This window comes from Janthinobacterium sp. GW821-FHT03A03, assembly GCF_059421435.1.
The window spans coordinates 1-983 of sequence record NZ_JBWKUZ010000047.1 but is presented as its reverse complement, the minus strand read 5'-3'; the positions used below and the strand labels follow the sequence as shown (position 1 = coordinate 983).

Sequence of the window (983 nt, the reverse complement as noted above, 5' to 3'; positions counted from 1 at the left end):
TCTTGCGCTGTCGTGCTCGCAGGGCCATCTTCAAGGCCTCGCTGACCTCTTCGGTTTGCAGGCTTGCGTGCACGTGATAGCCCACGATCTTGCGCGAATACGCATCCGTTACCAAGCTCAGATAGACGAATTTTCCGGCGGTCGGGAGATACGTGATATCGGCTACCCACACCTGCTCCGGCCGCGTGGCGAGCACTTGTCCCGGCCCCTCCTTGAGTAAATTGGGATGGCGCCGGAAGCGGTGATGGCTATTCGTGGTCTTATGATAGGCCCGCTGTGGTTGCACCAGCAGCCGCTCCTGGCGCAAGATATCAAAGAGTCCATCGCGTCCCAATTTGATTTTTGCACCGGAAAAGGCTGCACCGAGCATGCTGTGCAGCTTGCGCGTGCCGATGCGTGGCTGGCGCAGGCGTATCGGCTGCACCAGCTTGACGACAGTTTGCGCCCTGTCCAGGCAATGTCGCTCGCGCTGACGGCGCTGGTAATACGCTTGGCGGCTGATGCCGACACAGCGGCAGGCCCGTTCGACGCTTAATCCTTCGACTTGCTTGCGCGCGATGACCTGCCCAAAGGCTTTTTTACCGGCACCCCGTATTCGTCACGCAGGACGTCGAGAACCGCCTCGAACAGCGCGGATTTCTGTTTTTCTTCCTTGAGCTGACGCTCCAGCTCCTTGATGCGCTGCTCTGGCGTCAGTGGCCTGGCTGGTGTGTCTGTCATGGTCGCTCCCCGTTGGCTTCGGCCCCTGGGATGCGTCCAATCCTGCAGGCCGTGTTTGCGACACCATACCAAAACTGTCGACCGACCCTGTATTCCGTAGCGCGTTTGCGCCTGCTTGTACGTCATCTCGCCTTTTTCAACCTGCTCGACAACGCTCAATTTAAAAGCCAGGCTGTAATCTCGCTGACTGCGTCGAAACCCTTGTTCCATCGGACACTCCTTCTCTGTAACGAAAAAGTGTCAACTTATTCCAGGACGGGTCA

At 58.1% G+C, this 983-nt stretch carries 1 pseudogene; it reads right to left on the bottom strand.

The annotated features are described in order from the left end of the window. Window positions 1-930: pseudogene (locus AC07VI_RS29300) on the bottom strand (IS3 family transposase); the annotation flags it as partial. Window positions 931-983 lie beyond the last annotated feature (53 nt).